The sequence below is a fragment of the Luteibacter sp. HAY1-4A genome (genome assembly GCF_056755355.1).
This window is the reverse complement of sequence record NZ_JBNDHZ010000036.1, coordinates 23,630-49,133: the sequence shown is the minus strand read 5'-3', so window position 1 is coordinate 49,133 and position 25,504 is coordinate 23,630. Positions and strand designations below refer to the sequence as shown.

General features: G+C 65.9%; 24 protein-coding genes. 4 read left to right on the top strand and 20 right to left on the bottom strand.

Going from position 1 to position 25,504, the window contains the following annotated elements:
- Positions 1-707 (top strand): hypothetical protein (locus tag ACPYOD_RS13250; RefSeq protein ID WP_481302197.1); only part of this gene is annotated, 707 nt, incomplete at its 5' end.
- A gap of 61 nt (positions 708-768) precedes the next feature.
- Here the strand turns inward: ACPYOD_RS13250 and ACPYOD_RS13245 are convergent.
- The 5 genes from ACPYOD_RS13245 to ACPYOD_RS13225 form a co-directional block, all read right to left on the bottom strand.
- Positions 769-1,677, bottom strand: a complete 909-nt coding sequence (locus ACPYOD_RS13245) for a DUF4097 family beta strand repeat-containing protein (protein ID WP_481302196.1) — start codon at positions 1,675-1,677, stop codon at positions 769-771.
- A 23-nt stretch (positions 1,678-1,700) separates the two neighbouring features.
- Entirely contained in the window at positions 1,701-2,117 is a 417-nt protein-coding gene (locus ACPYOD_RS13240; protein WP_481302195.1) for a hypothetical protein, read from the bottom strand.
- A complete protein-coding gene (locus ACPYOD_RS13235; protein ID WP_481302201.1) occupies positions 2,114-2,668 on the bottom strand; it encodes an RNA polymerase sigma factor in 555 nt (184 codons plus the stop codon). Before ACPYOD_RS13235 ends, ACPYOD_RS13240 begins: the two co-directional genes overlap by 4 nt.
- 221 nt (positions 2,669-2,889) lie before the next feature.
- A complete protein-coding gene (locus ACPYOD_RS13230) occupies positions 2,890-4,680 on the bottom strand; it encodes a phosphoenolpyruvate carboxykinase (GTP) (RefSeq protein WP_481302194.1) in 1,791 nt (596 codons plus the stop codon).
- A 91-nt stretch (positions 4,681-4,771) separates the two neighbouring features.
- Positions 4,772-5,368: a TetR/AcrR family transcriptional regulator gene (locus tag ACPYOD_RS13225; protein ID WP_481302193.1), complete on the bottom strand. Its 597-nt coding sequence runs from the start codon at positions 5,366-5,368 to the stop codon at positions 4,772-4,774.
- A gap of 140 nt (positions 5,369-5,508) precedes the next feature.
- On the opposite strand from ACPYOD_RS13225, the gene ACPYOD_RS13220 reads away from it, so the two are divergent.
- Together ACPYOD_RS13220 and ACPYOD_RS13215 are read left to right on the top strand one after the other, a co-directional pair.
- A complete protein-coding gene (locus ACPYOD_RS13220; protein ID WP_481302200.1) occupies positions 5,509-6,393 on the top strand; it encodes an alpha/beta hydrolase in 885 nt (294 codons plus the stop codon).
- Between the two features lie 23 nt (positions 6,394-6,416).
- Positions 6,417-8,888 (top strand): acyl-CoA dehydrogenase, encoded by a 2,472-nt coding sequence (locus ACPYOD_RS13215; protein WP_481302192.1) that lies wholly within the window; start codon positions 6,417-6,419, stop codon positions 8,886-8,888.
- A gap of 49 nt (positions 8,889-8,937) precedes the next feature.
- Here ACPYOD_RS13215 and ACPYOD_RS13210 read toward each other — a convergent pair whose 3' ends face one another.
- The 4 genes from ACPYOD_RS13210 to ACPYOD_RS13195 all read right to left on the bottom strand — a co-directional run bounded on the left by ACPYOD_RS13210 (position 8,938) and on the right by ACPYOD_RS13195 (position 15,523).
- A complete protein-coding gene (locus tag ACPYOD_RS13210; RefSeq protein ID WP_481302199.1) occupies positions 8,938-9,885 on the bottom strand; it encodes a glycoside hydrolase family 43 protein in 948 nt (315 codons plus the stop codon).
- Positions 9,886-9,887: 2 nt separating this feature from the next.
- Positions 9,888-11,417 carry an exo-alpha-sialidase gene (locus ACPYOD_RS13205; protein WP_481302191.1) on the bottom strand — a complete coding sequence of 510 codons (1,530 nt, stop codon included), beginning with the start codon at positions 11,415-11,417 and terminating at the stop codon, positions 9,888-9,890.
- Positions 11,418-11,486: 69 nt separating this feature from the next.
- Positions 11,487-14,303 carry a TonB-dependent receptor gene (locus tag ACPYOD_RS13200; RefSeq protein ID WP_481302190.1) on the bottom strand — a complete coding sequence of 939 codons (2,817 nt, stop codon included), beginning with the start codon at positions 14,301-14,303 and terminating at the stop codon, positions 11,487-11,489.
- A gap of 38 nt (positions 14,304-14,341) precedes the next feature.
- Positions 14,342-15,523 carry a glycoside hydrolase 5 family protein gene (locus ACPYOD_RS13195; protein ID WP_481302189.1) on the bottom strand — a complete coding sequence of 394 codons (1,182 nt, stop codon included), beginning with the start codon at positions 15,521-15,523 and terminating at the stop codon, positions 14,342-14,344.
- 272 nt (positions 15,524-15,795) lie between these two features.
- Here ACPYOD_RS13195 and ACPYOD_RS13190 point away from each other — a divergent pair, with 272 nt between their 5' ends.
- Positions 15,796-16,509, top strand: coding sequence for a FadR/GntR family transcriptional regulator (locus ACPYOD_RS13190; protein ID WP_481302188.1), 714 nt, complete (start codon positions 15,796-15,798; stop codon positions 16,507-16,509).
- Positions 16,510-16,558: 49 nt separating this feature from the next.
- Here the strand turns inward: ACPYOD_RS13190 and ptsP are convergent, their stop codons facing one another.
- The 11 genes from ptsP to ACPYOD_RS13135 all read right to left on the bottom strand — a co-directional run bounded on the left by ptsP (position 16,559) and on the right by ACPYOD_RS13135 (position 25,459).
- Positions 16,559-18,307, bottom strand: coding sequence for a phosphoenolpyruvate--protein phosphotransferase (ptsP, locus tag ACPYOD_RS13185; RefSeq protein ID WP_481302187.1), 1,749 nt, complete (start codon positions 18,305-18,307; stop codon positions 16,559-16,561).
- A 34-nt stretch (positions 18,308-18,341) separates the two neighbouring features.
- On the bottom strand, positions 18,342-18,611 hold the full coding sequence (locus ACPYOD_RS13180; RefSeq protein ID WP_481302186.1) for an HPr family phosphocarrier protein: 270 nt from the start codon (positions 18,609-18,611) through the stop codon (positions 18,342-18,344).
- Positions 18,604-18,996, bottom strand: a complete 393-nt coding sequence (locus tag ACPYOD_RS13175; RefSeq protein ID WP_481302185.1) for a PTS sugar transporter subunit IIA — start codon at positions 18,994-18,996, stop codon at positions 18,604-18,606. The genes ACPYOD_RS13180 and ACPYOD_RS13175 overlap by 8 nt, the downstream gene beginning before the upstream one ends.
- A 42-nt stretch (positions 18,997-19,038) precedes the next feature.
- Entirely contained in the window at positions 19,039-19,920 is an 882-nt protein-coding gene (rapZ, locus tag ACPYOD_RS13170; protein WP_481302198.1) for an RNase adapter RapZ, read from the bottom strand.
- A gap of 22 nt (positions 19,921-19,942) precedes the next feature.
- On the bottom strand, positions 19,943-20,893 hold the full coding sequence (hprK, locus tag ACPYOD_RS13165) for an HPr(Ser) kinase/phosphatase (RefSeq protein WP_481302184.1): 951 nt from the start codon (positions 20,891-20,893) through the stop codon (positions 19,943-19,945).
- A gap of 89 nt (positions 20,894-20,982) precedes the next feature.
- Positions 20,983-21,330 carry a ribosome hibernation-promoting factor, HPF/YfiA family gene (gene hpf / locus ACPYOD_RS13160; protein ID WP_481302183.1) on the bottom strand — a complete coding sequence of 116 codons (348 nt, stop codon included), beginning with the start codon at positions 21,328-21,330 and terminating at the stop codon, positions 20,983-20,985.
- Between the two features lie 118 nt (positions 21,331-21,448).
- Positions 21,449-22,936 (bottom strand): RNA polymerase factor sigma-54, encoded by a 1,488-nt coding sequence (locus ACPYOD_RS13155; RefSeq protein ID WP_481302182.1) that lies wholly within the window; start codon positions 22,934-22,936, stop codon positions 21,449-21,451.
- Positions 22,937-23,016: 80 nt separating this feature from the next.
- Positions 23,017-23,736, bottom strand: a complete 720-nt coding sequence (gene lptB / locus ACPYOD_RS13150; protein WP_481302181.1) for an LPS export ABC transporter ATP-binding protein — start codon at positions 23,734-23,736, stop codon at positions 23,017-23,019.
- A gap of 4 nt (positions 23,737-23,740) precedes the next feature.
- The gene (gene lptA, locus ACPYOD_RS13145; protein WP_481302180.1) at positions 23,741-24,352 is read right to left on the bottom strand and encodes a lipopolysaccharide transport periplasmic protein LptA; all 612 of its coding nucleotides are present in this window, start codon (positions 24,350-24,352) and stop codon (positions 23,741-23,743) included.
- Positions 24,315-24,914, bottom strand: coding sequence for an LPS export ABC transporter periplasmic protein LptC (gene lptC, locus ACPYOD_RS13140; protein WP_481302179.1), 600 nt, complete (start codon positions 24,912-24,914; stop codon positions 24,315-24,317). The genes lptA and lptC overlap by 38 nt, the downstream gene beginning before the upstream one ends.
- The gene (locus tag ACPYOD_RS13135) at positions 24,911-25,459 is read right to left on the bottom strand and encodes a KdsC family phosphatase (protein WP_481302178.1); all 549 of its coding nucleotides are present in this window, start codon (positions 25,457-25,459) and stop codon (positions 24,911-24,913) included. Before ACPYOD_RS13135 ends, lptC begins: the two co-directional genes overlap by 4 nt.
- Positions 25,460-25,504 lie beyond the last annotated feature (45 nt).

Below are 25,504 nucleotides of genomic sequence, written 5' to 3'. Positions count from 1 at the left end.
TCCTTTCCAGTGGGCTCCAGTACGACCTCGGTCCCCGCGTGCAGGCCCATGCCAACGTAAGCGGCCAGGGCTGGATCAATTCTGCCGAATCCTGTGGCGCTTCGGCGGTCAAGACCGACCGCTGCAGCTCACCGGGCGCCCCGCCCCGCATCGTGGGCAGCGAGGTGGGTGCCACCTTCCGTGGCAGCGGCTACAGCGTCGGCGTCGGCGTCGGCTCCAGCCGTCCGGCAGGTACGGGTGCCGCCTTGCCGCGTGTGCTGCCCGGCCTTGCCATCGCTTCGGGCCTTCCCATCGGGGCCTTGTCGTCCAGCACCGAACTCAATGCGCACGGCCGGGTCGACCTGGGCGGGCGTAGTGGCATCGACCTAGGTGCGAGCATCGGCCGCATCCGGCTCCTGCCGGGCAACCTTCTGGGCATCGGTTCGGTGGACCAGAAGGCGCTGAGCTTCGGCGTCGACCGCGGCCCGCTTTCCGGCTCTATCACTGGCCGCACCATGCAGCCGGAAGCCACCGCGGTGAACGGCCTCAATCCGGATCGCCGATGGAGCGCCATCGACCTCGGGGTCACCTGGCGCCTACCGTGGCGCGGCGAGCTCTCCGTGGGTGCGCAGAATGTCTGGTCGTCGGGCACTGTACCCAGCAGCCCGGCGGGCCCCGAGCCCGACCAGTCGCGCACGCCTTACGTGCAGTACCACCAGGACCTGTAAAAAAAGCCGCCCAATGGCGGCTTTTTTTGGTCCTTCGGCATGGGCGAGGGAATGGCGCCACTCAGCGCCCCATGTTGCGTACGCGCACGTCGCCGCTGAACGATTCGACGTGCACGTTACCGGCGCCACCGCCGATCGTCGTTTTCAGTTCCTTGCCCGGACCCTCGTCGCCCTTGGAGGCGTTCCCCCAATCGCTGCGCAGGTCGCCGCTGAAGGTGGAGGCTTCGAGGCGGGCCGACGTGTTGGCGGGCAACTGGATCTGCACGTCGCCGCTCATCGAGTCGACATCGATCTTGCCGCCATCGATCAGGCCGCCGTTGATCTGCGTGTCGCCCGACACCGTGCTGAAGTTCGCCTCCTTCCAAGGGCCGCCGCCGATGGTCATGCGGCCGGACACCGTCTGCGCGTCGACCTTGTCGCCCACATTGGGCGCCGTGATGTCGCCCGAGACGGTCTGCAGGTCGGCGCGGCCAGCGCGGCCTGCGAGGTCGATCGTGCCGCTCACCGTCTGCATGCTTACCTCCGGCGAACGCAGGTTGGCGCGGATGCGCCCGCTGACCGATTCCACGTCGATGCGGCCGCCATCGAGACCGTCGATGCTGACCGGCGCGCTGACCACGTTGATGTCCACCTCCACCGACTTCGGCACGCGCACGTTGAGGATGGTCGCCTGCATGCTGGAATCGTTGCCCCAACTGAACCACCGGCCTTTTTTCTCGTCGCCCTCGACGTGGATGTCGACGTTGCGGTCGTCACCTTCGATCTGCAGCGGCCGGGCACCGTCGCCCAAGGTGCCGGACACCTGCACCTGGTTCTTGTCCCAGGCCGTGACGGTGACCTCGCCCTTGACGTTTTCGATGCTGATGCGGGCATTGGGCCGGATGTCTTTCGAGAGGTTGATCGGCGTCGAGGCGAACGCCTCGCCGATCGACAGCGCCAGCAGCAGGGGAGTGAAGTAGAGCGTTTTCATGGGGAATGTCCTGGCTGTTCGCGTTAGCTGGCTTGCTTGTCGAGGTTGCGCAGACGATCGCGCTGGCGTTCGGTGCGCAGCAGCAGGCGTTGCAGCGCGGCCGAATCGGGGGAATCCCGCATGGCCTGGGTGAGTTCCATGCGTGCGGCGTCGAGTTCAACCGCCGCGCCGCTGAGGCGCGGATCGGAAGGTTTCCATGGCGACGCCGTGGCTACGGCGTTGGTCCCGGGCGGCGCGGCCAGGTGCAGGCCCAGTCCGCCGCCCAGCACCGCCACGCCGGCGATGGCCGCGGCCATCAGCCAGGGGCGCGCACGATGCTGCCGGCGAGGCGCGGCCGCGGCGTCGTCGAGCCGTGCCTCGATGTCCGCCCACAGGTCGCGGTGTGGCGTGACCGGCCGATTGATGGAGCGCATCTGGCGCAGGTAGTCGAGTTCGTTCATGGTTTGTCTCCCAGCGCGCGGCGAAGCAGGCCGCGTGCACGATGCAACTGTGCTTTCGAGGATCCCACCGCCATCGAGAGTTCGACGGCGATTTCCTCGTGTTTCCACCCTTCCACGTCGTGCAGCACGAGGACGGCCCGGGCCCGCGGCGGTAATGCGGCGATGGCCTGTTCCAGTTCCTCGCGCTCGAACGCGCGGACGGGATTGTCGGTGTCGGTGATGTCCGGCAGGTGGTCGTCGGCCACGATGCTGACCGGGTCGGCGTTGCGGGCGCGTATGGACATGAGCGCCACGTTCACCGCCAGCCGGTAGACCCAGGTGCCGAAGGCGCTTTCGAAGCGGAACCCTTCGAGTTTCTGCCAGGCGCGCACGAAGGCTTCCTGGGTGAGGTCCTCGGCGCGGGCATGGTCGAAAGCCGCGAGGCGCAGTACGGCACCGTAGACGCGGTCGGCATGCCGGCGATAGAGGGTTTCGAAGGCCTTGCGGTCGCCGGCCACCGCCGCGCGCACGATCTCGTCGTCCGACGAAGCGGCAGGCAGCTCAGGCTGCATGAAGGACGTGGCGGCGAGGCATAGGGCGTTCATCTTGCCAGCTTGGATGCCGGCAGGGGACAAACGGTTTAAGGAGGGCCGCGACCAGGTTCGCTGTGGGAGACAGCTTCCATGGGACGACAGCTCACCTGTGGGAGCCGGCTTCGCCGGCGATCCCGCGGCAGCGGGCAAGCCTGCCGCGAGCACTCATCGCCGCTGAAGCGGCTCCCACAATACCGCGATCAGGCTACGCTGGCCCTCGGCCGGGTCACGGCGGCATCCAGCGCCTTGCTCACCTTCAGCCGCTCGGCCTTCAGACGCTCGGGCATGCGAGCACCGAAGCCGTCGAGGTACAGGCCGATGGCGCGCAGTTCTTCCTGCCAGGCTTCCACGTCGACGCGGAGCAGTTCGTCCACGACGCCCGGCGGGATATCCAGGCCATCGACGTTCAGTTCGTGCTTCGCGGGCAGGATGCCGATCGGCGTGTCGACGCCCTTCGCCATCCCTTCGACGCGTTGGATCATCCAGTCGAGCACGCGCAGGTTGTCGCCGTACCCCGGCCACATGAACTGACCGTCGCCGTCCTTGCGGAACCAGTTCACGTGGAAGATGCGGGGCAGCCTGGCACCCGGCTTGTCGAACGAGAGCCAATGGGCGAAGTAGTCGGCGAAGTTGTAGCCGCAGAACGGCTTCATCGCCATCGAGTCGCGGCGGAGCACGCCCACCGCGCCCGTGGCCGCGGCCGTGGTTTCCGAACCCATGGCGGCGCCGACGAGGACGCCGTGCGCCCAGTCCTTCGCCTCGAACACCAGCGGCACGAGCGAAGGCCGGCGGCCTCCGAACACGATTGCCGAGATCGGTACGCCCGTGGGCGCCTCGGACTCCGGAGCCCAGCTGGGGCACTGCTTCGCGCTTACGGTGAAGCGGGCATTGGGATGCGCGGCGGGACCGTTGGCGGGATCGTAGGGACGCCCCTGCCAATCAGTCACCGGCTCGCCTTCGCCCAGGCCTTCCCACCAAGCGCTGTTGTCGGCAGTAACGGCCACGTTGGTGAAGATCGCATCGTGCCCGAGGGTGGCGAGCGCCGAGGGGTTGGTCTTGGCGCTGGTGCCCGGGGCGACGCCGAAGTAGCCGGCCTCCGGATTGATCGCCCACAGGCGGCCGTCTTCACCCGGCGTCATCCAGCAGATGTCGTCGCCTACCGTCCAGACCTTCCAGCCCGCCTTGCGATAGCCCTCGGTGGGGATGAGCATGGCGAGGTTGGTCTTGCCGCACGCGGACGGGAATGCGGCGGCGATGTAGTGTTTCTCGCCCTTCGGATTCTCGATACCGACGATGAGCATGTGCTCGGCGAGCCAGCCTTCGCGGCGCGCCTGATGGCTGGCGATGCGCAACGCATGGCATTTCTTGCCCAGCAGTGCATTGCCGCCGTACCCCGAACCGATCGACTTGATCGACAGTTCCTCGGGGAAATGCATGATGAAACGGCGCTCCGGATCGAGGTCGCCGGTGGAGTGCAGCCCCTTCACGAAGCTGCCATCGCGCTCGATACGCGCCAGGGCCTGCGCACCCATGCGGGTCATGATCCGCATGTTGGCGACGACATAGGGGCTGTCGGTGATCTCCACTCCGCAGCGCGACATCGGCGAATCGATGGGGCCCATGCAGTACGGGATGACGTACATGGTGCGGCCGCGCATCGCGCCGGCGAACAGTGCGTCGATCTTCGCGTGGGCCTCGGCAGGTGCCATCCAATGATTGTTGGGGCCGGCGTCCTCTTCCTCGGGGGTGCAGACGAAGGTGAGGTGCTCGACGCGCGCAACGTCCGAGGGGTTCGAGCGATGCAGATAGCTACGCGGATGCTTCTCGGCATTCAGCGGCAGCAGGTCGCCGCTGGCCAGCATCGTCTTGACGAGTTCGGCGTATTCCGCGTCGGAGCCGTCGCACCAGTGGATGGTGGCGGGTTCCGTGAGCCGGGCGACGTCGTCGACCCATCGATTCAATGCTTCCAATGAACTGCCGTGCGAACGCATCCTTGGTGGTCTCCAGTTAAACGCAAGCGGAGACAGTAGTTTGCGCGTCCTGGTATTGGCAAGGTACGGCGCAGCAAAACCCGGTTGCCGTTCAGGGTCGGTCGCTTGATTTCTCTGGCGTGAGCGTTGCGATCATGTGTTCGACATAGGCGTCGAACTCTTCGTGCGACAGCCGTGGAAGGCCGAGCGTGAAGTTCAGTTGCAGGAATCCCACGTACGCGGCGTAGGTGAGCCGGGCGCGGTGCAGAGCGCCCACCGGCTCGAGCCCGGCTTCCGTATACATCCGCGTGAGGAAGTCCATGCGCCGCTGGGACACGCGCGACATCACCGGCACCACCTGCGGATGGTCGAGCGCCTTCAGCAACGCGGCATAGACGCGGTGGGGCTGCAGTTCGTGGGCCACGCGGCGGAACAGTTCCGGCAGGCGCTTGCGCGGATCCGGAATGCGCTCGATCTCCGCCAGCACTTCGCGTTCGCCGTATTCTTCCCAGCGTTCCAGCGACGCCTGGAGCAGCGCCTCCCTGGTGCGGAAATGCCAGTAGAAGCTGCCCTTGGTGACGCCAAGGCGTCTGGCCAGGGCTTCCACCGCGAGGGCGCCGACCCCTTGTTCGGCGATGAGGGCTAGGGCGCCGTCTTCCCAGTCTTCGGCGGAAAGGCGTGCTCGTTCGTTCTTGGCACCATCGTTCATCGACGCATGGTAGCCGAGACTTCCGCGTTTGCAATCGGTCGCGGCAGGGTGTTGTTGCATAAGACCTTGACTTGGCAGCTCTTACGTGACCGTACGCGGCCGTATTGACGCACCTTTCCCGGCATTACATACTCGGCCGTATGGTTGCCGATCGCGTTCATGTACCCAGCACCCGGACGAGCCTGGTCTCGTTCGATGGCCTTGTCGTCGCCACCCAGCGCTGGCGCGGCGAGCGTTCGCCATCGCTGCTGTTCGCCCACGGTTTCGGCCAGACCAGGCACGCATGGCAGGGCGCGGCCCAGACTTTGGCGGCGCAGGGTTTCGACGCCACGACGTTCGATGCGCGCGGTCATGGCGAAAGCGAGCGGATGCCGCGCGGCGACTACCACATGGAGCAATTCGTCGGGGACCTCCTGGCGGTGGCGAGCGAGGCGGACGCGCCCGACGGCAGGCCGCCTGTTCTCGTCGGTGCGTCCATGGGCGGGCTGCTGGGCCTGGTCGCCGCGGGCGAGGCGGGCGAGGGCAGGGCGCCGCCGTTTTCGGCGCTCGTCCTGGTGGATATCACGCCGCGGTGGGAAACCGCCGGGGTGGAACGTATCCTCGGCTTCATGCGCGCCCATCCGAAAGGTTTCGCGAGCTACGACGAGGCTGCCTCGGCGATCGAGGCATATCTCCCGCATCGCGGCGAGCGCAAGACGGAGGCCCAGTTGAAGCCGCTGCTTCGGCAGGATGGCGACGGGCGCCTCCGCTGGCACTGGGACCCGGCGTTGCTCGACGGTATCGTGCAGGAAAGCGAGCGCTACCAGCCGCGCCTTTTCGCCGCGGCGGCCCGGGTCAAGGTGCCCGTGCTGCTTCTTTCCGGCGCTCGCAGCGACGTGGTGTCTCGCCACACCGTCGACGAGTTCCTCAGCCTCGTGCCGCATGCGCGTCACGTGGCCCTGGCCGACGCCACCCATATGGTGGCCGGCGACGCGAACGACGCGTTTACGCGCGAGATCGCGAGTTTCATGCATACCCTTAGCTAACCGACTGTGACGAGGTGATACCGATGTCTGCGATCCTGGTTGTGCTGGCGGCGCTCATCGCCTCCGGTGCCTGTGCCTACCACCGAACGTCCCTCAAGACGTGGGCCATCGCGACGGCGGCCACGATCCTCGTGGTCGGCTTCCTCGCCGGCGCGCCGGTCACCACCGTCGTGCTGCTCGTCCTGCTGGGCGTCGTCGCGGCGCCCCTGCTGATGGTCGACTTCCGTCGCAAGAAGATCAGCGCGCCGCTGCTCTCGCTGTTCGCGAAGGTGACCCCCAAGCTCTCCGATACCGAGCAGACCGCCCTGGAAGCGGGCACGGTCGGTTTCGAGGGTGAGCTGTTCTCGGGCAAGCCCGACTGGTCGCAACTGCTTCGCCAGCCGAAGCCGGAACTCTCGATCGAGGAACAGGCTTTCCTCGACGGTCCGGTCGAGGAACTGTGCGGCATGATCGACGACTGGCAGATCACGCACGAGCTGGCCGACCTGCCGCCGAACGTCTGGGAGTTCATCAAGAAGAACAAGTTCTTCGGCATGATCATTCCGAAGAGCTACGGTGGGCTGGGTTTCTCCGCGCTGGCTCACTCCGCGGTGCTGCAGAAGCTGTCCAGCATGTCGCAGACGCTGGCTTCCACCGTCGCCGTGCCGAACTCCCTCGGGCCGGGCGAACTGCTGATGCATTACGGCAGCGACGAGCAGAAGAACCACTACCTGCCGCGCCTTGCCGACGGCCGCGAGATTCCGTGTTTCGCGCTCACCGGCCCCTATGCCGGCTCCGACGCGACGTCGATCCCGGATTTCGGCATCGTCACGAAGGGCATGTGGAACGGTGAGGAAACCGTCGGCATCCGCCTCACCTTCGACAAGCGTTACATCACCCTCGCGCCGGTAGCCACCATCGTCGGCCTTGCCTTCCGCATGTACGACCCGGACAAGCTGCTGGGCGACAAGGAAGATCTCGGCATCACGCTGGCCCTGTTGCCGCGCGAAACCCCGGGGATGGAGATCGGCCGCCGCCACTTCCCGCTGAACACGCCATTCCAGAACGGTCCGGTCCACGCCAAGGACATGTTCGTTCCGCTGTCCGTGCTGATCGGCGGTCCGCACATGGCGGGGCAGGGCTGGCGCATGCTGGTCGAATGCCTCTCCGTGGGCCGCGCCATCTCGCTGCCGTCGAACGCTACCGGCGCCTCCCGCATGGCGGTGGCCGCCACGGGTGCGTACGCCCGCATGCGCAAGCAGTTCGGCCTGGCCATCGGCCGCTTCGAAGGTGTGGAGGAAGCGCTGGCCCGCATCGGCGGCCTCACCTACGGCATGCAGGCGCTGTCGCGTGCAACCGCCGCGGCGGTGGATCGCGGTGAGAAGCCGGCGGTTCCGTCGGCCATCGCCAAGTACCACGCCACCGAGTGGTGCCGCCAGATCGCGTCCGACGCCATGGATATCCACGGCGGCAAGGGCGTGATCCTGGGCCCGAAGAACTACATGGGCCGCGGCTGGCAGAGTGTGCCCATCGCCATCACGGTGGAAGGCGCGAACATCATGACGCGCAGCCTCATGATCTTCGGCCAGGGCGCGATCCGCTGCCATCCTTACGTGCTGAAGGAAATGCAGGCACTGAACATCGCCGACTACCGCGAGCGCCTGAAGACCTTCGACGATGCCCTGTTCGGCCACATCGGCTTCGGGTTCTCCAATGCGGTGCGCAGCTTCGTGCTCGGCATCACGGCGGCCAAGATCGGCGACACGGCGGGCGACGCGTACACGCGCCGCTTCTACCGCAAGCTCAACCGCTACTCCGCCGCGCTCGCGCTCTGCGCCGACGTGTCGATGGGCGTGCTTGGCGGCAAGCTGAAATTCAAGGAGAAGCTGTCGGCCCGCCTCGGCGACACGCTGTCGTATCTCTACATCGCCAGCGCCATGCTGAAGCGCTACGAAGACACGGGCCGTCCGGAAGCCGATCGTCCGTTGCTGGCCTGGGCGTTCCATGAGTGCGTGTGGAAGATGCAGATGGCGCTGGACGGCGTGATCCGCAACTTCCCGGTGCGCCCGGTGGCGTGGCTGCTGCGCGCCCTGGTCTTCCCGTTCGGCCGCCGCGAGGTTCCGCCGTCCGACCGCCTCGGCCGTCGTGTCGCCGCGCTCATCACGGCACCGAGCGAAGCCCGCGACCGCCTCACCACGTGGACCTACCTCACCCCGACGGCGAACAACACCGTGGGCCGCATGAACGAGATCCTGCCCGACGTGATCGCCGCGGAACCGGTGGAACGCAAGTTCCTCAAGGCCTTCAAGGGCGGCCAGCTGCGCTCGCACACGTACAACGAGCAACTGGCCGAGGCCGAAAAGCTGGGCGCGATCACGGCCGCCGAACGCGAACTCCTGCAACGTGTGCGCGACGGGGTAGCCGAGTTCATCTCGGTGGACGACTTCGACAGCGAGGAACTGCGTGCGAACGTGGTACGCAACGCCGAGGCGATGAAGTCGGTTCGCGCTGCGTAAGCAAAGCCATAAGCGACACGAAAAAGGCCGCGAGCAATCGCGGCCTTTTTTACCGCGGGTCGGGGAATATCGGTTTGCCTTGGGGATCCCACTGCATCGGTTGGGCGTGCGGTGCGCGGCGTGCGGTGCATTTCCAGTCCGGGCCGCCGTTGGCGTGGTAGATGATCCAGTCGGTCTTGCCGTCGGCGGACTTGAAGAAGCCGTTGTGGCCCGGAGCGTAGACGTGGTTCCGTGGCGAACTGGCCAGCACCGGGCGCGGCGACTTCTTCCATGACGCCGCGTCGAGCAGGTTGGCGTCTTTGTCCGCCGTCAACAGACCGATCGCATAGTCGTCCGACCAGCACGCGCTGCCGGAGTAGGTCAGATACGCCGTGCCGTCCGGCCCTTCGATGAACTCGGGGCCCTCGAGGATTTCCCGCCCACCCTGCATCTCCCAGGTAAACGTCGGCGTGGCGATATCGACCTGCGGATCGCCCAACGTCCACGGATTGGACATGGGGGCGAGGATCAGGTCGCTCCGGTCGCCGACGTAAGCGGAGTAGGCGAAGTAGCGACGGCCACGGTACTCGAACACGGTGCCGTCGATGCCCGGCAGGTGCGTGGTCAGCATGCCCTTGTCCACCCACGTACCCGTGGTGGGATCGGCTGCCGCGTTCTCCAGCACGAAAATGTGGCGATGCGCATCGTCGTTGTGCCGCTTTTCGGCCGCGGTGTAATACAGGTACCACTTGCCATCGAGGAAGTGCAGCTCCGGCGCCCAGATGGCCGCCGAGTTCGCGCCTTCGGCGGGCGGCCGCCACACCGTAACGGGTACTGCGTCACGCAGCCGTTGGATGTCCGTGGTTTTCCGGATGGCAATGCGGTCGCCCATCGTGTTCAGGTAATAGAACACGCCCTGCCGCTGGACCACCCACGGATCAGGTCCTGATGGAAGCAACGCTTGCGCATGGCTTGCCGCGGCCACGCACAGGAGCGATGCCATCGCGAGGCGGCGCATCGTCACTGCCCCACCTGCAGGTAGTCCACGTCCAGGACGTGCGCGCCACCGTCGATCGCCAGCGTGTTCATGCCGGGCAAAAGGGTCACCTTCATCTCGAGCATCGACCAGCCCTCGCCGTCGTCACGCACGGTTCCCGCCGGCTGGCGCGCACCATTGACGACGACGGCAGGAATCCCCGGCAGCCCCACGGTGGCGAAGCGAAGACGAAGCGTCTGCGCACCGCCGACGCTCGCCACATCGAAGCGCAGCCGGCCGTTGCTTCCGGCGGCCAGCCGCGCCTTGCGGCCGTTGGAGGCCTTGTCGTCGGCAATGACCACGCTGCCTTCCTTCGCCGCGTCCTCGGCTTCGAAGCGGCTGAAATCCAGCGGCGCAGTGTTGTAGAGCACTTCGTTCGCCCACTCGGACGACGGCTCCGCGGGCGACGACGAGGTGGTGACGTGCAGGAACCGGCCATCGTCGCGGCGGAGCAAGGCTTGCGTCCATCCCGCGTGGATGTTGCCCGTGCGCTTTTGCACCGGTGCCCGCGCTTCCCACCAGGGACCGCGGCCGGACGCGTTGTTCCAGTACAACGAGCGTCCGCCCTCGTCGCCACCGCCGCCGGCGCGTTCGGCGGAGATCACCAACGTGCCTTCGGGGCCGCCCACGGGGAACCACTGCACGACGGGGCACGCCGAGGGCCATGCGCCCGACGCGGTCGCCACCGGGATGCCGTGGCGTTGCGGGTCGCCCCAGTCGAGGCCGTCGCGGCTGAACTTGATATGCACCTGTCCGTTGTTCGGACCGTCGATGTTCTCGTAGGTCATGGCGTAGCGGCCGTCGCCCATCCGCGTGACGATGGCCATGCCGGGCCGCTCGACACCGCCGGGAATGGCGACATCCAGTACCTCGGGTCCCCAGCTCTTGCCACCATCGGTCGAGAGCTTGTGCGCCAGCGCCTGGTTGTAACCCTCGGCCTTGTGCTGCTCGGTGGAGTAATAGGCCACCATGCGACCGTCGTCGAGCACGTGGATGTTGGTTTCCCACACGCCCTTGTTGTCCTTGTCCTCCGGCCTTCCACCGCCCTTTATGACGGAACCGCGGTAATGCCACGTCGCGCCTTCGTCGGTGGAGGCATACACCTGCAGATCCTGCGACGTCACCCGGCCATCGGCATTGTTACCCGTGGCGTTGGCGGAAAGGATGAGCGTGCCCGCGGCGAGGCCACCGCTCGAACGAGGCAGGCGCATGAGGTGCGGCTGCCAGCGGAGTTGCCACCTCGGGTCCTTATGGACCTGGTCCGTGACATTGCCGACCGATTGCCAGTGGTCGCCGCCATCGTCGCTGCGCCAGAGCGCGATGCCGGCCATGCCCTTCTGTTCGAAGGCCATGAGCAGGCGGTTGTTGCCTTCGCCCACCGGTGTGACCGTGACGTACCCGGATCCATCGGCCAGGTGCGTGCCGCCGACAGGGGGTTCGGCGAACGCCGCGCCCGTGCACATCGCGACGGCGAGCAGGACAAGACCGTGGGTCGAACGCTTGAGCAACATCATGATGTCCTGTTCCCTCTTCGAAAAAAGAGCGTATCGGGACGCGATGCCCGATACGCCGGGGAAGAAACGTCAAAGCTTGAGCCGGACGCCGACGCCGACCGTACGATCCTGGTAGCGAATATCGCGCGGCCGGCTCGTGCCTTCGCCGAAGAACTGGTGGAGGTTCGCGCCGAGGATATTGGTCGCGTTGAACACGCCGGTGAGGTTCTTGGTGAAATCGTACGCGAGCGAGAAATCCACCTGGTTGGCCGGCTTGATGTAGTCGTTAACGCCCGCCACGTTCACCGCGTTGAACCCGTCGATGAACTTGCTGCGGTAGTTGTAGGCCAGGCGTGCCGACACACCGTACTTCTCGTACATCAGCACGGCATTGCCGTTGTTCTTCGAGACGTTCTGCAGCGGTGCGACTACAATGGGACCGCCGATGTACTGCGGCGACCGCGTGCTGCCTTCGATGTACGTGTAGTTCAACTGGACACCCAGGCCGCTGAACGCGCCGGGCAGGAAATCGAAGAACTGCTGGTAGGCCACTTCGGTACCGTCCAGGTGGCCTGAGCCAGCACTTTGCGGCGAGGAGAGCTGGTAGGGCAGGCCGCCGATCACCACGTCGGTCACGTAGTTCTGGATGTAGCCCTTGATGTCGCGATAGAACACGTTACCGCTGATGTAGCTGGATGGGCCGAAGTAATACTCCAGCGAGGCGTCGTAATTGGTCGACTTGATCGGTGTGAGGTTCGGGTTGCCGCTCGCGGCCGCACCTGCGCGGTTGATGGTGGGCGGATTGAGCGAGATCGACGGATTGAGCTGGCCGAACCCGGGATACGTGATCGTCTTCGCGGCTACCAGGCGCAATTGCAGCTGGTCGGTCATGTGCAGGTTGAAGCTTACGTTCGGCAGATAGACGGGCGCGTTGGTTCCCGCGCTGATCGGCGTGTAGATGTTCGTGCCGGCATCGTAGGAGAAGGCATTGAGGCGGCGCAGGTTGCGCTCGACGCGGATGCCCATCAGGCCGTCGTACGGCATGCCGAAGAGCTCATTGCCGTAGGCCACCTGGAGGTAACCCGCGATCGCCTGCTCCTTGATCTGGTAGTAGCGGCCCGGATTCTGCGGTGCCAGTCCCGTGGGCAGGCCATACAGCGTGCGCAGGTTGTCCGCATTGTCGATGAGGTAATCGTACGAGCCGGTCAACCAGCGCGTGGGTAGCGCCGAGGTGGTCGGCATGGCTGTGAAATAGCTGCTTGGGAAGCGGGCGATCACCTGGTTGTCCGGATTCGGGTTTCCCGGGATGTCGCCGGTGCCGCCCGGCGGCGGCGTCGAGATCTCAACACTGCCGGTGTACTGCGCCTTGTGGTTCGAATAGCGAAGACCGAAGTCGGCATACTGGAAGAAGTCGCCGGCAAAATCGAAGTTGCCGTCGCCGCGCCAGGCGAACTGCTTGGCGGATTGGTTGTTCCAGGTCTGGAACAGTCCGTTGAGATAGAAGTTCGCGGGGTTCGTTTCCGGATTGCCTGCAAGACCCCAGTTCGTGTGGTCGCCTTGGTTGCCGCTCCACACCGTCGTTATCGGCCCCTTGAGGAACGTGTCGATGATGAAGTTCTGCTCGTGGAACGACGTGGAGTTCCATGAGAAGTCGGTCGACAGGGTCAGCTTTTCGCCGTGCCACTTTGCGCCGATCGAGTTCTGGATATCGTGGCCGCGTTGCTGGTGCGCCTGTGTACTCGTGGCGGCATAGCTGTTGCCGGTCCACGTCGCATTGCTGGCGTCGCAGATGCGCTGCCCGTAATACGGCGAACCGGTCTGCTGGTTGGCATAGCAGGTGTCCGATACCGTGACCGAGGTCGGGTCTACGGCGCCCGTGGGAAAGCTGAAGAAGAAGGGCTGGTTGTAGCGGTCGTTCATCCAGTCATACAGCCCCTCCACGTAGAACTCGGTCTGGTCGTTCGGCTTCCACTGCAGCGCGTAGTTCGCTTCCTGGCGCTTGCGCTTGCCGATGTTGTAGTCCGCGCCGAAGCCATTGGGGGCGGAAATGAGGTCGCCGTTGCTGCTGCGGATCGGATCGCCCGACGCGCCCGTGAGCACGCGCGGATAATCGCCCCAGACCGCGTTGTAGTCGTAGTGCTGCTCGCCGGCACCCATGTTGAGAAGAGCGCCGAAATCGCCGGCATCCGTATGCCAGCGGTTGCTCAGCAACAGGCTGCCTTCGGGGTCGTTCTTGTCGGCGTAATGGCTGTGCGTTTCGTTGAAGGTCGCCGCCACGCGAGAGCCGTCGAAATCCAGTGGACGGTAGAGTTGCATGTCGACGACGCCCGCGATGCCACCGTCGATCATGCTGGCTTCGCTCGACTTGTAGACATTCAGCGCCTTCACCGCCGTTGCCGGAAGGTTCTGGAATGCGAACGACCGCCCGACGCCGGAGAAGATTTCCCGCCCGTTGAGCGTCGTGGCGACGTTCGGCAGGCCACGGATCACCACCGAGGTGGTTTCGCCCTGGAAACCCTGGGCCACTTGCACGCCAGTGATGCGTTGCAGCGCGTCCGCGACACTGTTGTCGGGCAACTTGCCCACGTCTTCCGCCACGATGGAGTCGACCACCATGCGCGAGTCCTGCTTGATCTGCTGCGCACTGGCAAGGCTCTCGCGCAACGCCTGGACGGTGACGGCATTGAGATTGACGGCGTTGGCGGCCGCGTCGCGCTGCGCGGTCGCAGCCTGTTTCTTTTCGTCCTTGGGGGCCGTGGTATCGGTCTTCTGCGGGGCCGGTGGCGTTGCCTGGGCCGCCTCGCCGGCCGGCACGGGCGTGGTCGGAGCCTGGGCGGCGTGGGCAGGTAAAAAGGCAGCAGCGATCATCGACGCCAGCAGCGTCGTTGGAATGGACAAGCGCTTCATGGAAATCTCCCCTCAGAGATTAGGTGTCGTCTAGCGGTTCAACGAGCGGTCTTCAAGGCTTGCAACGGATACGACACGGCATCGGGCGGTACCACACCCCGTGGCGACTTGGAGAGCAGGCGGACGATGTCGACTTCGCGCTGGCGATACGGCGTACCGTCGGTGCGCAACAGGTCGTGGAACCAGAGCACGGGCGGCTTCTGCACGTACGGCTTGTCCCAGGAATCCCAGGGCATGGTGGTCTGCGTCTTCCCTTCGACGAAACCCCACTGGATCATGCCGATGTCCAGCTTCTTGCCCAGTGGAAGAATTTCGTCGATGGTCGAACCCGCCCCGCGAGCCATGTACTCCGTGCAGATCATCGGGCGGCCATAAGGCTGCAACTGGGCCACGCGCTTCACGAACGTCTCGGGCCAGTCGTAGCTATGGAAGGTGATGATGTCGGAGCGCTCGAGCTGGGTGGTTTCCACCGCGTTGAGCTTTGCGTCAGGGGCCCAGTCGTCGTCGTGCCACACGCCGCTGGTGAGCGGCTGCGTGGGCGATGCACTGCGTGCCCAGTCGAACACCTGAGGCAGCAACTCGGCTACCCGGTCGAACTTGTCCTTTGGATTGGTGGTGTAGTTGCCACCGCCCGGGTTGTCCGGTTCGTTCCAGACGTCCCAGGCGAGGATGCGTGGATCGGCTGCGAAGGTCCTGACGATGTCGACGGTATAGGCCTTCAGGCGCGGGTACTGGCTCGGATCGTCCATGGCCACCCCTGGCCCCTGCACCCAGCCCGAATTGTGCACGCCCGGTACGGGAGCATGTTGCTTGCCGGGCTTCGCGACCGGGTCCCAGCAGGAATCGAACAGCACGAGCATCGGCTTGATACCGTGCCGTGCGGCGATCGCGAGGAACGTGTCGATGCGTTTCTTGAAGCCGGCAGCATCCTGTTGCCAGAGCTGGTCGTGCAGGAACACGCGCATGGTGGTCATGCCGAGCGCCTGTGCCCAGCCCAGTTCCTTGTCGATACGCGCGGCATCGAAGGTATCGGCCTGCCACATTTCGAACTGGTTGATGGCATTGGCCGGAATGTAGTTGCTGCCGATCGGCCAAGGCTGCTTCGCGTACCACGCATGGGCACGGGCGGGCGTCCAGCGCGCCGCATCGTCTGCCGCCATCACTGGCGTCGCCAGCGCCACGAACATCCCGACCGCCAGCGCCCATCGTGCCTTCGTCATGCCGCCCCGTCCCGTCAACGACCGCGTCCGACCGAACGCGGGAAAGCCTTCCCCATGGGCATGCCGGAGGGCGCGCCCGCTCGTTGTTCGTGTTGTCGCCGGTCCCCTTGTCCGAACGAAACTCAGTCAAACACATTGTCCTACAAAGTCGCAAGTGCCCGATATCGTTGCATTCTTTTTGCCGCATTGCGGCAAATGTCGTATGGCGGGACTCCAAACGTTATGCATATAGTCCGTTTATCGGACTAACGCATTCCTCGGGGCGGACGGCAATGAAGAAACCCGGTACGGCGCGCAACCTGCACGGTCATGTCGTGCAGGAACTGGGACAGCGCATTGTCGGCGGCAAGGTGCGGCCAGGAGAGGTGTTTCCACGCGAGGAGACCCTGGCCGGAAGTCTCCGTGTAAGCCGCACGGCATTGCGCGAGGCATTGAAGGTGCTGTCGGCGAAGGGACTGATCGAATCGCGCGCCGGAGTAGGCGCACGCGTGATGGAAGAACAGTACTGGAACCAGCTGGATCCGGATGTGCTGGCCTGGCGTTGCGCCTCGATGCCCACGGACGACTTCATCCATAAGCTGGTGCAGATGCGCAAGATCATCGAACCCGCTGCGGCGGCCGCCGCGGCCGGTCATCGCAGCGACCAGCAACTCGCGAGCATCGAAACGGCGCTGGGACTCATGGAGGCATCGACGACGCTCGACGAATGGGCCGATGCCGACCTGCAGTTCCACGACGCCGTGCTCCGCGCCACGGGCAACGAGCTGCTTTCGTCGCTGTTCAGCGTGATCGAAACGGCACTCGGCACGTTCTTCGTGCTATCGGCTCGTACCGCGGCGAACTTCAAGTATTCGCTGCCCTATCACCAGCAAGTGTTCCAGGCGATCCGCGATGGGGATCCGACGACGGCGAGCGGCGCCATGCTCGCGATGATCGCGGACTCGGAGAAGAACCTTCAGCCGCAGGTCGTGCGGCCCGCGTCATGACCTGGTAACCGCCACGACGGGAAGCGCGCTTCCTGTCGCGGCGCTTGCGTCAGGAGCAGCCGCCTTGCCTCGCCACCACTTCCAGCAGGCGTGCTTCCACTTCGTCCCTTGTGTGGGCGCGGAACAAGCGCGGCGCGGCGCGGCGGAGGGCAGCGCAGTCCAGGATGGTGAGGCGGTCGCGCACCTGGAGCAGTTGGCCCGGGTGCATGCTGAACTCTTCCAGGCCCATGGCGAGGAGCAGCGCGGTGAACTGTGTGTCCCCGGCGATTTCGCCGCACAGGCTCACGGGCTTCTTCGCGCGCCGCGCGCTCGCGATCACGTGCGCGATCAGGCGCAGGAACGGCGGTTGCAGCGGGTCGTAGATGCCTTCGAGGGCATCGTTGTTGCGATCCGCGGCCAGCACGTATTGCGCGAGGTCGTTCGTGCCGATGGCCAGGAAGTCCGCCTTCGCCAGGATCGACGTGACGCCGATCGCCGCGGCGGGCACTTCGATCATGGCCCCGACATCCAGGCGCTCCGGAAGCTCCTGCCCCTGCCGTGCGAGGTCTTCGCGCGCTTTCTTGATGAGCGTGCGCACGGCAGCGAGTTCGCCGATATGCGTGACCATCGGGACCAGGATGCGTACCGGCCCGTAGCAGGCCGCACGCAAGATGGCGCGCAGCTGCACGCTGAAGATGTCCGGGTAGCGCAGGGACAGGCGGATGCCCCGCACACCCAACGCCGGATTGTCCTCGCCTCTTAAAGCAAGCCCCGCGGCGTCCGCCTTGTCGGCACCGAGGTCCAGCGTGCGGATGGTGACCGGCAGGCCGCCCATGCCGAGCACGACATCGCGGTAGGCCGCGAACTGCTCGTCTTCCGAGGGCAGGCCGCGCTGGCGCAGGAACAGGAATTCGGAGCGATAGAGGCCGATGCCGTCGGCACCGCGCGAGCGGGCGAGGGTGACGTCGCCCGCGAGTTCGGCGTTGGCGTAAAGGCGCACGTGCGCACCGTCGCGCGTGAGCGTGGGTGCGGTGGCAAGCGCGGCCAGGCGGCGGCCTTCGGCGGCGGCCTGGCGCTGCCATTGGCGGTAGCGGGCAAGGTCCTGCGCCGTGGGATGCACGATGACTTCGCCGTGCTCCGCGTCGATCAGCACGAGGTCTTCGTCGTTCACGGTGGCGAGCGCATCGCGCGTGCCCACCAGCATCGGGATATTGAAGCTGCGCGCGAGGATGGCGCTGTGCGAATAGATGCTGCCGGCGCTGGCGATGACGCCGAGCATGCCCTGGCCTGCCATGCCCGCCATGTCGGCCGGGGCGATGGTGTCGCTGACGACGATCTCGCCCACGCGGGAGGCGAGCTTGCGCTCCTCGCGGCTGGATTGCTGGTTCAGCGCCGACATGACGCGGCCGATGACCTGGTCGATGTCCTCGCCGCGGCTCTTCAGGTACGGGTCGTTCATCGCGTCGAAGACGGCGGCGAGACGGTCGCGTTGCATCTTCAGCGCGGCGCTTGCCGTGTAATGGCCGACGGCCACGAGGTCGTCCAGGCCGCGCAGGAGTTCCTCGTCGTCGAGGAGGAGGCTGTGCGCGTCGATGAAATCGCCCACTTCGCGGGCGAGCGCGCCGTGCAGCTTGCCGCGCAGTTCGTGCAGTTCGGTGCGTGCGGAATCGATGGCCTTGTGCAGGCGTTCGATTTCGGCGCCAACTTCGGCGTCTTCGAGCATCCGCATGTCGACCGCGAGCAAGCTCGGCTGGACCAGGCGCGCCCGTCCGAGGGCCATGCCCCTGGCGGCGGGTGTTCCGGTCAGCACCACTCTCATAGAGGCTCCCTTCGCGGCTGGCGGGTCGTCATGGTCAGGCGCCTTCGTCGAACTTGCGCTCGAAGAGGTCAACGACGGCATTGACGGCGGTCTCTTCGTCGGAGCCTTCGGCACGGATCGTCAGGGCGGTGCCCATGCCCGCGGCCAGCATCATCACGCCCATGATGCTCTGCGCATTGACCTCGCGGCCCTTGCTGATGAGCCAGACCGTCGACTTGAACCCCGCGACCAGTTGCACGAGCTTGGCCGATGCGCGTGCATGCAGGCCGAGCCGGTTCGATACCACGATGTCACGTTCAAGCATGGTCGATGAAGATCCCTCCGCGACCGCCGCTGGCTGCGATTTCAGCCAGTTCGGGAAGCGATTTTTCCGAATAGTTGAGAACGCGCAGCAGCATCGGCAGGTTGAGGCCCGACACGCAGCGCAGGTGCACGCCGAGTTCACTCAGCGACAGGCCGATATTGCAGGGCGTGGCGCCGTAGAGGTCGGCTAGCACCAGCACGCCTTCGCCATGGTCCAGTTCGCGGGCATGGCGCGCCGTGAGCGTGCGCATGACGTCCGGGTCGGCGCTGGGCGGTACTTCGACGGCGTCGACGTCCAGCGGGAGTTTCGGCATGACGTGTTTCGCGGCGGAGATGAGCGCCTTGCCGACGGCCTCGTGGGTCATGAGGAGCACGCCGACGGTCATGGCCCGGTCTTTCGCTGTGGCTGGAGGGATCCGTGGGTCATGTCACTCGAGTTCGCGATGGAAGGTAAGAACGTTGCCGCGTTCCGAGCGGAAATGCTGGGCCAGCTTCTCGACCAGGTAGACCGAGCGATGGCGTCCGCCGGTGCAGCCGATCGAGACGGTGACGTAGCTGCGGTCCTCGCCGTCGAAGCGCGGTAGCCAGGTATCGAGCCACTTCGCGACGTCGTCATAGTACTCGCCCACGAGCGGGTTCGCGTCGAGGAACTCCCGCACCGGGAGGTCCTTGCCGGAGAACGGCCGCAGGCGGGGATCCCAGTGCGGGTTCGGGAGGCAGCGGGCGTCGAAGACGAAATCGGCGTCCGAAGGCAGGCCCCGGCGGTACGCGAAGGATTCGAACAACAGGGTGGTGCCGTCCGACGCCGCGGCGTAGCCGGTGGCGAAAAGGCGGCGCAACTGGTGCACGTTCAGGTCGCTGGAATCGATGACCTTTTCCGCGATGGACACCAGGGGGCGCAGCAGCTTCCGCTCTTGCGCGATGGAATCGGCCAGCGACAGCTTCTCCGCCGCCAGCGGGTGGCGCCGGCGCGTCTCCGAGTAGCGCTTGATGAGCACGTCGTCGCGGCTGTCGAGGAAGATCAGGTGCACGTGCACCCCGGCCGTGGACAGCTCGGACAACACGTGCGGCATGCGGGCCAGGTCGATGCGGCGGTTGCGCACGTCCACGCCCACGGCGATGCGCCGGCGCGGGCCGTGTTCGCCCTGGCTCACCGCGGCGACCAGTTGCGGGATGAGCTCCGCGGGCATGTTGTCCACGCAGTAGAACTCGAGGTCTTCCAGGGCGCGCAGGGCCACGGTCTTGCCGCCACCGGACATGCCGGTGAGCACGACGAGGTGGATGGCGTCGGGTTCGACGATGGGGCTCATGACTTCGTCGATCACGGGGATGTCACCATGGGGAGAAGCGGCGCATCTGGTGCGCCTGGCGGTCGATGAAGGTCTGCGCGGGGTCGATGCCCTTGCTCTTCAGCACGTGGTTGCGCACGGCGGCCTCGACCAGCACCGCGAGGTTGCGGCCTGGCGCCACGGGAATGGTGATCTTGGGTACGTCGACATCGAGCACGTTGCGCCGGCTGACGTCGCCGGTGAGCCGGGTCATGGCGTCGCCTTCCTCGCCGATCTGCAGCGGCTTCAGGTGCACCACGAGGCGCAGGTATTTCGACGGCTTCACGGCCGTGTGACCGAACATCTCGCGAATGTTGAGCACCCCCAGGCCACGCACTTCCAGCAGGTCCTGGAGGAGTTCCGGGCAGGCGCCGTCGATGACGTCAGGCGCGATCAGGGTGAATTCGGTGGCGTCGTCGGCCACGAGCCGGTGGCCTCGGCTGATCAGTTCGAGGGCAAGCTCGCTCTTGCCGGAGCCGGGCTCGCCGGTGATCAGCACCCCGATGGAAAACACCTCGAGGAACACCCCGTGCAGGGTGACCCGCGGCGCCAGGGTGCGGGCCAGGTGGTATTGCAGGTAGGTGAGGAGCTCGTGCCCGCGCTTGGTGCTTTGCCACAGCGGCGTGTCCGTTTCCTCGGCCACCTCGCGGAGGTCGGACGGAATGGACTGGTCCTTCGTGACGATCAGCGCCGCCGGCTGGTAGGCGGCGATCTTGTGGATGGCCTCCCAGCGCTGGCGCGAATCGAGGCCGTCGAGGAAATTCAGCTCCTCCGTACCGATGATCTGCACCTTGTTGGGGTAGATCACGTTGAGGTAGCCGACCAGCGAGGGGCGCCGGCTCTGCTTCGCATTGGGCTCGAGCACGCGCGATTCGCCGCGCATGCCGGCGGCCCAGCGCAAGGCCATGCGCTCGTGTACCCCGTCGAAGAGTTGTCTGGCGGTCAGCCGCTCCACGCTCTTGGTCCCTTGGGAAGAAAAGGCCGGCGCGTGGGGCGCGCCGGCCTGGGTCCTATTGTGCCATCAAGGGCGGCCGGGCTGCCGGGTCAGCCGGCGATGCGGGACTCCCGGCCCTCGCTGTTGTGGTGGTCCTTGAGCTTTTCCTTATGCTTCCGGAGCTGGTCGGCCAGCTTGGCGATCATGGCGTCGATCGCGGTGTACATGGTGTCGTTCTTGTTGTCGTCTTCCAGCCGCGCGATGCCGTCCGCATGCAGCCGGGTGCCCGAGCAGTGCAGGGTGCCACCCGCCTTGTGCTCGGCCTTGTCGACGGAAAGGACGACGTCGAGGGCCGTGATGTTGTCGAAAAGGCGTTCGAAGCGGCCGATCTGTTGTTCAACACGCTCGCGCAGGGCGGGGGTGATCTGGATGTGCTGGCCGCTGATCTGGATTTGCATGACGCCTCCTTCTTGCTGAGGGTGCCGCCGTGAGGCGGCGAGATCGGAGCGACGGAGCGTCGCTCCTTTAGCTTGAACCGATTGGACCGTGCGCCTCCGATGGGGTTCCTTCGCGCCGTCAGTTGGCGCGGACGCGTTCGCTGGAGCTGGGAATGCGCATCGCTTCGCGGTACTTGGCCACGGTACGTCGTGCCACCTGAATACCGCGTCGATGCAGTTCTTCCGCCAGCGCCTGGTCGGAAAGGGGCCGGCGCGCGTCTTCCGACGTGATGAGTTTGCGAATCATGGCCTGGATGGCCGTGGCGGACGCCGTGCCGCCGTCTTCCGTGGCCACGCCGCTCGAGAAGAAATGCTTCAGTTCGAAGGTGCCGCGGGGCGTATGCATGTACTTGCGCGTGGTCACGCGCGAAATGGTGGATTCGTGCATGCCGACTTCCTCCGCCACTTCACGCAGAACCAACGGATGCATGGCCTCTGGGCCGTAGTCGAGGAAGGCGCTTTGCCGCCGCACGATGACGTCGGCGACTTTTTGCAGGGTTTCCGCTCGTGACTGCAGGCTCTTCAGCAGCCAGCGGGCCTCCTGCAACTGGCCTTTCATCCAGGTGGCGTCTTCGCCGCGCGCGCGGGCGATGAGGTTGCAGTAGTGCTGGTTCAGGCCCAGCCGCGGCTGGGCGTCGGGATTGAGGCTGACCTGCCAGCGGCCGTTCTCGCGGCGAGCGTAGACGTCGGGCGCCACGTATTCAACGGGTGTGGCGTCGAGCGCCGCACCGGGGCGCGGATCGAGGCTGCGAATGAGCGCGGCGGCTGCGGCCACGTGCTCTTCCGCCGCCTTGAGCCGGCGCGCGATCTTGGCAACGTCGTTCCGCGCCAGCAGTTCGAGTTCCTCGTTCACTATGCGGATGGCGAGTTCGCGATGCGGCGTGTCGAGCGAGAACTGCGAAAGCTGGCAGAACAGGCAGTCGCGAAGATCGAGGCTGGCGACGCCCGTGGGATCGAAGCGCTGCACACGCTGGCGCACCGCGTCGATCTCGTCGGGGGTGGCCGCCATGCCGGCTGGCAGCGCGGCTTCCACCGCGGCCACACCGTCGCGGAGGTAACCGTCTTCGTCCAGTGCATGGATGATCGCGGTGGCGATCGCGTGCTCGCGCGGCGAGAACTGGGAAAGGTTGAGTTGCCACTCCAGGTGTTGCTGGAGGTTTTCCGGCGCCGCGTTCTGCGGCTCGAAACCGTCCTCGTCCGTGCCGCCCGCGCGGGAGGCGCTGCCGCCGTACTCGCTCGGGTCGCCCTGGAAACGGTCGTCCTCCCACTCGGGAGCCAGTTCCTCCGACGGTGTCGCGGTGGATTCGTCGTCTTCCTTCGAGGACTTGGCGGGCAATTCCTCGCGGGACGGGAATTCCGCGGCTTCGAAACCGTCCTCGTCGGCGGCGTCGGCATCGGACTCCGATTCGGCATCTTCGGCGAACTCCAGCAACGGGTTGCTTTCCGCGATCTGGCGGAGTTCGGCCTCAAGCTCCAGCTGCGACAATTGCAGCAGGCGGATGGCCTGTTGCAGTTGCGGCGTCAGCGTGAGCTGCTGATGGAGGCGAAACTGGAGTGCGGGTTTCATGCCTTCGACGCTTGGGGTTTACGATCCATCCTAACCCCTGGAAGTGGTCCAGGCCAGCGGTCCACCGCCCCGGCCGCGCGTCATATCCTGAATTCACGGCCCAGGTACACCTCGCGCACCTTTTCGTCCGCCAGGATGTGCTGGGGCGTGCCCCGCGAAAGTACCTCGCCGTCGTTCAGGATGTAGGCGCGGTCGCAGATGCCCAGGGTTTCGCGCACGTTGTGGTCGGTGATCAGCACGCCGATGCCGCGCTCCTTCAGGTGCCTGACGATGCGCTGGATCTCGCCGACCGAAATCGGATCGACACCGGCGAAGGGCTCGTCGAGCAGCATGTAGCGCGGGCGGGCGGCCAGGGCACGGGCGATCTCGACGCGGCGCCGTTCGCCACCCGAAAGGCTGATGCCCTTCTGTTCGGCGATGTGCGCGATTTTGAGTTCGTCCAGCAGGCTTTCCAGCTCGTCCTCGCGCTGCTTCTGGGTCATGTTGTCGCGCAGTTCGAGCACGGCCAGGATGTTGTCGGCCACGCTGAGCCGGCGGAACACGGACGCTTCCTGCGGCAGGTAGCCGATGCCGAGCTTCGCACGCGAATGCATGGGCAGGCCGGTGATGTCCTGCTGGTCGAGCTTGATCGACCCCGCGTCGGCCTGGATCAGGCCCACCACCATGTAGAAACAGGTGGTCTTGCCGGCGCCATTAGGGCCGAGCAGCCCGACCACCTCGCCTTCGCGGATGGAAAAGGCGAAATCGCGGACTACCTGGCGCGCGCGGAAGCGCTTCTGCAGGCCTTGGGCTGAGAGCATCGGATCAGGGCTTCTTGGTGTCGGTGGCCGGCTTCGCGTCGTCCGCCGGCTTCGCCGGAGCGGTGGCGGGCGAGCCGGGCGGCTTGTTCTTCGGCTGGAAGGTCATGTGCACGGGGGCGCCGCCGCTGCTCTCGCCCGTCATCGTGCTGTCCTTGGTGTTGTACGTGAGCTTGTCGCCCTGGGCGCTGCCCTTGGCCGGCTGGTTCACGAGGGCATTGCCGGTGAGGACGGCGAAGTCCTGGTCGATCTTGTAATCGATGTTGCTCGCCCGGCCGTCCATGGGCTGGTCCTGGTCGTCGAGCTGGTGGATGGTGGCGGGAGCGCCGTCCACGACGACGCGGGTGAGCTGGTTGTCTTTATCCAGGTAGCCGGTGGCCTTGCTGCCGGTGATCTTCAGCGTGCCCTGGGTGAGCACGACGTTCGTGGTCCAGATGACCTTGCCCGGCTGGCCGTTCTGCGGCGCCTGCGTGCCGTCGAACGACTTCGAGGTGACATCCGCGGGCTGGTTGCGGTCGGACTGTTTCGCAGAGACGGTCGCGCTCGCCAGGAGCGCCATGCCGAGCGCCGCGATGACGGCCTTAGCGCTTGCGCGGCTGGTAGACAGTGTGGACTGCATCGAGGAGCTCCAGGTGCTTGGTGTCGAGATTGGCGCGCATGCCAACGCCTTGCATTGTAGATGTTCCCTGCACGATCCGGGCCGCTTCCGCGGTTTCCAGGCGGTTCTCCTTGGGCCAGGCGGTGACTTCCGATGTATCGATGCTGGCCGGCGGGTTGGTCTGGAAAGCCACGCGGTCCATGTGGACCTTGCCCTGCAGCTTGAGCAGGCTGCCGTCCTTGTTCACCCACCCGTACTGGGAATGGCCCGTCCACGGCGGCACGTTCGTCTCCTTGGTGGAGGGCAGCACGAAATCGGGCGCGTTGATGTACAGCGATTCGTCGCCTTCCCGCCGTTCCAGGTGCGGGGCCACCAGCTTGAAAGCCGGCTTGCCTTCCTCGTTGTACGAGTCGAGGTCGAAGTTGGTCAGCACGTAGCCGGAGCGCGGCGGGCCGACGAAGTCCTGCACCTTCTTCTCGGGCGCCGTCCAGTAATAGAGAAGCACGCTGACGCCGAGGACGGCCGCCAGGATGGCGGTCACGCCGCCCGCGCCGCGATCCTTGAAGAGGTTGAACACGCTCACAGCCAGCGATCCCTTTCGGCTTCCGCCTTGCCCTGCGCGGCGAGGATCATGTCCGCCACCTCGCGCGCGGCGCCGTAGCCGCCGATGAGGCGCGTGCGCCAATGGGCGCGTTCCGCCACCCAGGGATGGGCATTCGCCGTGGCGACGGCCAGGCCGGCAATGCCCATGGCCGGCAGGTCGGGCAGGTCGTCGCCCACGAACGCGGCTTGCTCCGGCGCGAGCCCGAGCGCATCGAGCAGGCCGGTGAGGCAGGCGCGCTTGTCCTTCTGGCCCTGGTAGACGTGGGCGATGCCGAGTTCCTCGGCGCGCAGCGCCACGGGATGGCTGATGCGTGCCGTGATGATCCCGACCGTGACCCCGTTTCGCTGCAAAGCCTTGAGGCCGAGCCCGTCGTGCACGTGGAAGACCTTGGTTTCGCGGCCGTCCTCGCCGTACCACAGGCGGCCGTCGGTCAACGTGCCGTCCACGTCGAAGATGACGAGGCGCACGCGGGCCGCGCGCTCTGCGACGTCGGCGGGAATCTCGGTGTAGTGGGTGTAGGCCATGGGTTCGTTATATGGGGACGGATCGGCGCCGGGGGAGGGCGCCGG

What these genes read in the sequence shown, in the direction of transcription:
- ACPYOD_RS13245 (WP_481302196.1), bottom strand. Translation starts at nt 1,677, where the DNA reads ATGAAAACGCTCTACTTCACTCCCCTGCTGCTGGCGCTGTCGATCGGC.
- ACPYOD_RS13240 (WP_481302195.1), bottom strand. Translation starts at nt 2,117, where the DNA reads ATGAACGAACTCGACTACCTGCGCCAGATGCGCTCCATCAATCGGCCG.
- ACPYOD_RS13235 (WP_481302201.1), bottom strand. Translation starts at nt 2,668, where the DNA reads ATGCAGCCTGAGCTGCCTGCCGCTTCGTCGGACGACGAGATCGTGCGC.
- ACPYOD_RS13230 (WP_481302194.1), bottom strand. Translation starts at nt 4,680, where the DNA reads ATGCGTTCGCACGGCAGTTCATTGGAAGCATTGAATCGATGGGTCGAC.
- ACPYOD_RS13225 (WP_481302193.1), bottom strand. Translation starts at nt 5,368, where the DNA reads ATGAACGATGGTGCCAAGAACGAACGAGCACGCCTTTCCGCCGAAGAC.
- ACPYOD_RS13220 (WP_481302200.1), top strand. Translation starts at nt 5,509, where the DNA reads ATGGTTGCCGATCGCGTTCATGTACCCAGCACCCGGACGAGCCTGGTC.
- ACPYOD_RS13215 (WP_481302192.1), top strand. Translation starts at nt 6,417, where the DNA reads ATGTCTGCGATCCTGGTTGTGCTGGCGGCGCTCATCGCCTCCGGTGCC.
- ACPYOD_RS13210 (WP_481302199.1), bottom strand. Translation starts at nt 9,885, where the DNA reads ATGCGCCGCCTCGCGATGGCATCGCTCCTGTGCGTGGCCGCGGCAAGC.
- ACPYOD_RS13205 (WP_481302191.1), bottom strand. Translation starts at nt 11,417, where the DNA reads ATGATGTTGCTCAAGCGTTCGACCCACGGTCTTGTCCTGCTCGCCGTC.
- ACPYOD_RS13200 (WP_481302190.1), bottom strand. Translation starts at nt 14,303, where the DNA reads ATGAAGCGCTTGTCCATTCCAACGACGCTGCTGGCGTCGATGATCGCT.
- ACPYOD_RS13195 (WP_481302189.1), bottom strand. Translation starts at nt 15,523, where the DNA reads ATGACGAAGGCACGATGGGCGCTGGCGGTCGGGATGTTCGTGGCGCTG.
- ACPYOD_RS13190 (WP_481302188.1), top strand. Translation starts at nt 15,796, where the DNA reads ATGAAGAAACCCGGTACGGCGCGCAACCTGCACGGTCATGTCGTGCAG.
- ptsP (WP_481302187.1), bottom strand. Translation starts at nt 18,307, where the DNA reads ATGAGAGTGGTGCTGACCGGAACACCCGCCGCCAGGGGCATGGCCCTC.
- ACPYOD_RS13180 (WP_481302186.1), bottom strand. Translation starts at nt 18,611, where the DNA reads ATGCTTGAACGTGACATCGTGGTATCGAACCGGCTCGGCCTGCATGCA.
- ACPYOD_RS13175 (WP_481302185.1), bottom strand. Translation starts at nt 18,996, where the DNA reads ATGACCGTCGGCGTGCTCCTCATGACCCACGAGGCCGTCGGCAAGGCG.
- rapZ (WP_481302198.1), bottom strand. Translation starts at nt 19,920, where the DNA reads ATGAGCCCCATCGTCGAACCCGACGCCATCCACCTCGTCGTGCTCACC.
- hpf (WP_481302183.1), bottom strand. Translation starts at nt 21,330, where the DNA reads ATGCAAATCCAGATCAGCGGCCAGCACATCCAGATCACCCCCGCCCTG.
- ACPYOD_RS13155 (WP_481302182.1), bottom strand. Translation starts at nt 22,936, where the DNA reads ATGAAACCCGCACTCCAGTTTCGCCTCCATCAGCAGCTCACGCTGACG.
- lptB (WP_481302181.1), bottom strand. Translation starts at nt 23,736, where the DNA reads ATGCTCTCAGCCCAAGGCCTGCAGAAGCGCTTCCGCGCGCGCCAGGTA.
- lptA (WP_481302180.1), bottom strand. Translation starts at nt 24,352, where the DNA reads ATGCAGTCCACACTGTCTACCAGCCGCGCAAGCGCTAAGGCCGTCATC.
- ACPYOD_RS13135 (WP_481302178.1), bottom strand. Translation starts at nt 25,459, where the DNA reads ATGGCCTACACCCACTACACCGAGATTCCCGCCGACGTCGCAGAGCGC.